Source organism: Schaalia sp. (assembly GCF_050312375.1).
GTDB lineage: Bacteria > Actinomycetota > Actinomycetes > Actinomycetales > Actinomycetaceae > Pauljensenia > Pauljensenia hyovaginalis.
Genome location: NZ_JBNOYB010000034.1, coordinates 1 through 5688 on the forward strand (window position 1 = coordinate 1; position 5688 = coordinate 5688).

A 5688-nucleotide genomic window follows, 5' to 3' on the forward strand; every position below is an offset into this window, starting at 1 on the left:
CCCGCTGCGTCCGGGCGCACCGCTTCGTCACGGCGCGGGGGCTTGTCCGGCGGCGCTCATGCCTCGGGCGGGGAGCCCGCGGGAGGCGCGGAGCCGTCATCGTCGAAGCGCTCGGCCGCTTCGGGCCGGACGCCCTCGTCCGCCCGTTCGTTCGCCTCGAATCGCCGTGCCCGCCAGACGCGCGCGCGTGCGACGACCGGGCCGCGCCAGCCGAAGAATCGGGAGCAAAGGGAGCGCCGGGACTTTGCGCATGAGCAGGGGCGCGCATCGCGGGTGCGCGATGGGCGCACCTTCGTGGTCGGCGGCCTGGAGATCTCGACGCGCCTCCTGTCGGTGATCCTCCTCGCGGGCGTCCTCGCCGTCCTCCTCGTTCCGAACCTGTACGCATGGTGGCGCCAGGAGCAGGAGCTGCGCGACATCACGGCCCGCGTGCAGGCGGCCCAGGAGCGCAATGACGAGATGAAGCAGGAGCTCGACCTCTGGCAGAACCCGGACTACATCGCCTCCCAGGCCCGTGAGCGGCTGGGGTACGTCAAGCCGGGCGAAACCCAGTTCACGGTCGTCGATCCGGGCGAGGACTATCAGGACGAGGCCCAGATCGCGGCGGCGCAGGCCCAGGGGCCGACTCGCCCGTGGGTGCAGGTGGTCGCTATCCTCCTCAAAGAAGCCGATTCGCCGCGCGAGTCGACCCCCGTTCCGGGTGCGGATGCGGGTCAGTCGGACGGATCGGGGTAGTCCGCACTCACGTCGCAGCCTGAGGGCGAGCCCTCGTTGAACCGGGCTGCTCGAAGCGAAGGAGACTCCAGTGAGCACCGCTCCCGTCGATCCGGCAACGGAAGAGGACCTCGAGGTCCTGCGCGAACAGCTCGGCCGAGTGCCCAGGGGCGTCGTGGGGATCGCCGCGCGCTGCGTCTGCGGTCGCCCGACCGTCGTGATGACGGCTCCGCGCCTGGAGGACGGCAGCCCCTTCCCTACGACCTTCTACCTGACCTGCCCCCCGATCGTGAAGGCGTGTTCGACGCTGGAGGCCGAGCACGTCATGGAGGAGTACAACGCCCTGCTCGCCGAGGACGAGGGGGTGCGAGCGCAGTATGCGCAGGCGCATCACGACTACATCGCGCGCCGGGACCTCCTCGGCGAGGTCGAAGAGATCGCGGGGGTCTCAGCCGGCGGAATGCCCGAGCGCGTGAAGTGCCTGCACGCCCTCGTCGGTCATGCGCTCGCGGCGGGCCCCGGAGTGAATCCCATCGCGGATCGGGCCCTGGACGTGATGGAGGAGCGCGGAATGTGGAGCAGGGCGCGCTGTTCGTGCTGAACCCCTGAACTGCCGACTGCCGGCGTGTGGGAGAATCTTCCGGTGACTCGTGTAGCTGGCATCGATTGCGGAACGAACTCCATTCGACTCCTCGTCGCGGACGCGCATAGGCGGGAGGACGGTTCCGTGGGACTCACGGACCTCACCCGCCAGATGCGCATCGTCCGTCTCGGGCAGGGGGTCGATCGGAGCGGGCGCCTCGACCCGGCGGCGATCGACCGGACGATCGACGCCGTCGTCGAGTACGAGCGCATGATCCATCGCCTGGGCGCCACCGCGGTGCGTTTCGTGGCGACCTCGGCGACGAGGGACGCTGAGAACCGCCAGGAGTTCGTCGATGCCGTTCGCGCCGTGCTCGGCATCGAGCCCGAGGTCGTCGAGGGCACCGAGGAAGCGGCGCTGTCCTTCTCCGGCGCCGTGTCGGCGCTGGGGGCGGGCGAGCCCGTCCCGATGCTCGTCGTGGACATCGGCGGCGGCTCGACGGAGCTGGTCCTCGGCGACTCGAAGGTGCGTCAGGCGATCTCGGTCGACATGGGGGCCGTGCGCGTGACCGAGAAGTTCTTCGCCCACTGCGCGCCCGAGCAGGGGATTCCCGCCGCGGAGGAGGAGCGCGCCGCGGCCTGGATCGATGAGCAGCTGGACAATGCCGAGAGGGTGGTCGATCTGGACCGCGTGGCGACCCTCGTCGGCGTCGCCGGTACGGTGACGACCCTGACGGCGCAGGCCCTCGGACTGCCGACGTACCAGCCCGAGAAGATCCACGGGGCGCGCCTCGACCTGGCTCAGATCGACGAGGCCGTGCGCTTCATGATCGATCAGCCGGTCGCGGTGAAGGCCGCCCTCGGATTCATGCCCGACGGTCGTCAAGACGTCATCGCCGCCGGGGCCCTGATCTGGTCGAGGATCGTGCACCGCGTGGTCGAGCGCGCCGCGACGCGCGGCACTCGGATCACGAGCGTCTGCACCTCGGAGCACGACATCCTCGACGGCATCGCCATGTCGATCGCCGCCGATCGCGTCTGACCCGGGCGGGCCGGGCGGGGGCTCATCGGGTCCGCACGGCGCCCGATGCCAGCGGTAACCGCTGCCCGAGGCGCGCTCGGAGCCCGTTCGGGCGCGTCGGCCAGCCGATCGCGTCTTCAGGTGCCCCCGGTCGGATTCGAACCGACACTGAGCCGATTTTAAGTCGGATGCCTCTGCCGTTGGGCTACGGGGGCGGCGGGCCGGATCGACCGCGCACAGGCCCCCACTGTAGCCCTTCGCCGCTCCCGCCGGCATCGTCGGCATCGCCGACCTTGCCGGTCTCATCGGCAATGCCGGCCTCAGCGGTACTGCCGGCCCTGCCTGCCCGACCGCTCCGCCCCCCCGCTCCGGCCGTGTCGATGCGCTAAGAGGTGCTCGCCTCGGCCCGGGGCGCCTCCCCTCGAGGGCCTCCCGGGCCCCTCCCGCCCCTCCCCGTTAGACTGGTCCGAGCCGCGAACGGAAGGACCTCTTCGACATGAGCCCCGCGAACGACCACGGAAAGCCCGAGCACGCCTCATCAACCGCCCCGCGGAAGAGGGGGACTGCGGCATCCTCGATCGGAAGGGCGCGGGATCATCTCCTCGCCTTCCTCGCCGATGAGACCCGGGCGGGACTCCTCGTCATCGCGATCGCGATGATCGCCCTCCTCGTCTCGAATTCGCCTCTGGCCCATGCCTACGAAACCCTCTCCCACGCCCATTTCGGGCCTTCCGCGATCGGCCTGGACCTGTCGGTGCACGAGTGGGCCGCCGACGGGCTGCTCACGATCTTCTTCTTCGTCGTCGGTCTGGAACTGAAGACGGAGTTCGTGACGGGCGCCCTGCGGGACATGAAGGAAGCCGCGCTGCCGATGATCGCCGCGGCCTTCGGCATGGTCGGGCCTGCGCTCGTCTACACGGCCATTCAGGCCGTCTTCGGCTCCTCGGCGTGGAGCGGCTGGGCCGTTCCGACGGCCACCGACATCGCTTTCGCGGTCGCGATCCTGTCGATCTTCGGCAAGGGGCTGCCGCCGGCGGCCCGCACCTTCTTGTTGACGCTCGCGGTGGTCGACGACCTGTTGGCGATCATCGTCATCGCCGTGTTCTTCTCGTCCGGCTTGAACTTCCTCGCCCTCGGCGCGTCCCTCCTGGTCATCGCCGTGTTCGCCCTCGCGACCCGACGGGGCGTGCGCAGCCCCTGGCTGCTCATCCCGCTCGGCGTCGCGGCGTGGGCGCTCATGGCGAACTCGGGGGTGCACGCGACGATCGCGGGCGTCGCCCTGGGCCTGGTGGTCCCGGCCAAGCGCACGCGAGCAGGGCAGATGACCCACGACTTCGCCCATGCGGTGGGTCCCTGGTCCGCGGGCCTCGCCCTGCCGGTCTTCGCCTTCTTCGCCGCCGGCGTTCCGGTGCTGGGGGCCGAGGGCGGTGTTCTCGGAGCCCTGTCGGATCCGGTGACCTTCGGCATCGCGATCGCACTGCCCCTGGGCAAGCTGGCGGGCATCTGGGGCTCGGTCGCGATCCTCACGCGCTTCACCAAGCTGCGCCTCGGTCACGGAGTGGATCTGCCGGACGTAGCGGCGATGGCCCTGCTCGCGGGCATCGGCTTCACCGTCGCGATGCTCATCGGCGGCTTGGCCTTCACCGACGAGGTCGCGGTCTTCCACGCCCGTTTCGGCGTCATCCTGGGGACCTTCGCCTCGGCGATCCTGGCGGCCCTCGCACTGAAGGCCCGCCTGCGGGTCAAGGCGCGCGGCGATGCGGCTTCGCACCCGAAGAAGACTTTGCGGCGCAGCAGGCGCCGGGGCGCGGCGCGTGGCTGATTCTCGTCGAGCCGAGGCCGATGGCGCATGGGACAATGGACAAGGTATCGACAACGACATGAGGAGACCCCGTGTCCAACCCCGTCTTCAACAAGCTTGAAAAAGAGTGGGCGACGCAGCGATTCACGCCCAACGGATACCCGACCATGCCCGGTTACACGCCGGGAGGGCATTCCGCGTCAGCCCCCGCTCCGACATACCCGGATCAGGCCGGATCGTCCTCGGCGCCCGCGCAGACCTGGAACGCCCCGGGCTCCTACCCGGGCGCGACGGGCGGCTATCAGGGCCAGCCGACGGCCGACGAAGCCTTCCCCTACATGGAGCAGACCTTCGCGTCCCCGGCGGCCGACGCCGTCGATCGCGGCCGGATGACCTATGACGACGTCATCGTGAAGTCCGGGATCTCGCTCGCCGTCCTCCTGGTCGGCGCGCTGGTCTCCTGGACGGCCGTCGCCACGGCTCCCGGCGTCGGCTTCATGCTCGTCGTGGCCGGCGTCATCGGCGGATTCATCCTCGCGATGGTGAACTCCTTCTCGAAGACGATCCGCCCCGCCCTCGTCCTCGCCTACGCGGCATTCGAAGGCCTCGCACTGGGTGGTCTGAGCGCCGTCTTCGAGAACACCTATCCGGGCATCGTCATCCAGGCGCTCCTGGCCACTGCGGCGGTCTTCACCGTGACCCTCGCGCTCTTCGCGTCCGGGAAGGTCCGCAACTCCTCGAAGCTCATGAAGTTCACGCTCATCGGCCTCGTCGGCATCCTCGTGTACAGGATCCTCTCGATGATCCTCACCTTCACGGGCGTGATCTCCTCCGGCTTCGATTCGATGACGATCATGGGTGTCCCGCTGGGACTGGCCGTCGGCCTGCTCGCCGTCCTCATCGGGGCCTTCAGCCTCATTCAGGACTTCGACCAGGTGAAGGTCGGCGTGCAGCGGGGAGTTCCCGCGAAGTACGCGTGGGTGTGCACCTTCGGCATCCTCGTGACCGTCGTGTGGATGTACCTCGAGATCCTGCGGCTCCTCGCCATCCTCCGCGACAACTGATTCCGAGCCCTCGACCCCTTAGGAGACCCATGGAGAACATCACCGTCACAGGAGAATTCGGCGACAAGCCGGCTCTCGCATTCGAGGGCGCGCCCTCCGACGAGCTCCTCGTCGAAGTCCTCAAGGAGGGCGACGGCCAGGTCGTCGAACCGGGCGACACCATTCACTGCCACTACCTCGGCCAGGTCTTCGATGGCGGGGTCTTCGACAACTCCTACGATCGTCGCCAGGCGCTGTCTTTCCAGATCGGCGTGGGCATGGTGATCCGGGGGTGGGACGACGGCCTCGTCGGGCAGCGCGTCGGTTCGCGCGTCCTCCTGTCCATCCCGCCGGAGTACGGCTACGGCGCCCGCGGCGTCCCCCAGGCGGGGATCGGCGGCGGCGACACCCTGGTCTTCGTCACCGACATCCTCGGCGTCGCCTGAGCGCGCGGCCCTCGGGACGAGGGCGGAGCCGCCGGATCGAACAAGAGGGGGCGGGGTCCGACCGACCGGTCGGACCAGTCA

The 5688-nt window shown here is 69.5% G+C and carries 6 protein-coding genes and 1 tRNA gene; 6 read left to right on the top strand and 1 reads right to left on the bottom strand.

All coding sequences use genetic code 11. The annotated features are described in order from the left end of the window. The 3 genes from ACQY7V_RS02440 to ACQY7V_RS02450 all read left to right on the top strand — a co-directional run. A partial coding sequence (locus ACQY7V_RS02440) for an FtsB family cell division protein (RefSeq protein WP_428638729.1) occupies window positions 1-735 on the top strand: 735 nt, incomplete at its 5' end. 70 nt (window positions 736-805) lie between these two features. After that, window positions 806-1315 carry a DUF501 domain-containing protein gene (locus tag ACQY7V_RS02445; protein ID WP_303772805.1) on the top strand — a complete coding sequence of 170 codons (510 nt, stop codon included), beginning with the start codon at window positions 806-808 and terminating at the stop codon, window positions 1313-1315. 42 nt (window positions 1316-1357) lie between these two features. Then, entirely contained in the window at window positions 1358-2338 is a 981-nt protein-coding gene (locus tag ACQY7V_RS02450; RefSeq protein WP_428638732.1) for an exopolyphosphatase, read from the top strand. Window positions 2339-2459: 121 nt separating this feature from the next. Here the strand turns inward: ACQY7V_RS02450 and ACQY7V_RS02455 are convergent. Then, window positions 2460-2532: transfer RNA gene (locus tag ACQY7V_RS02455), tRNA-Leu, on the bottom strand. Window positions 2533-2813: 281 nt separating this feature from the next. On the opposite strand from ACQY7V_RS02455, the gene nhaA reads away from it, so the two are divergent. The 3 genes from nhaA to ACQY7V_RS02470 all read left to right on the top strand — a co-directional run bounded on the left by nhaA (window position 2814) and on the right by ACQY7V_RS02470 (window position 5607). After that, the gene (gene nhaA, locus ACQY7V_RS02460; protein ID WP_277299036.1) at window positions 2814-4139 is read left to right on the top strand and encodes a Na+/H+ antiporter NhaA; all 1326 of its coding nucleotides are present in this window, start codon (window positions 2814-2816) and stop codon (window positions 4137-4139) included. A gap of 71 nt (window positions 4140-4210) precedes the next feature. Continuing rightward, window positions 4211-5182, top strand: a complete 972-nt coding sequence (locus ACQY7V_RS02465) for a Bax inhibitor-1/YccA family protein (RefSeq protein WP_303774964.1) — start codon at window positions 4211-4213, stop codon at window positions 5180-5182. Between the two features lie 29 nt (window positions 5183-5211). Beyond that, window positions 5212-5607 (top strand): FKBP-type peptidyl-prolyl cis-trans isomerase, encoded by a 396-nt coding sequence (locus tag ACQY7V_RS02470; protein WP_154476421.1) that lies wholly within the window; start codon window positions 5212-5214, stop codon window positions 5605-5607. The last annotated feature ends 81 nt before the right edge of the window (window positions 5608-5688 follow it).

What these genes read in the sequence shown, in the direction of transcription:
- nhaA (WP_277299036.1), top strand. Translation starts at nt 2,814, where the DNA reads ATGAGCCCCGCGAACGACCACGGAAAGCCCGAGCACGCCTCATCAACC.
- ACQY7V_RS02470 (WP_154476421.1), top strand. Translation starts at nt 5,212, where the DNA reads ATGGAGAACATCACCGTCACAGGAGAATTCGGCGACAAGCCGGCTCTC.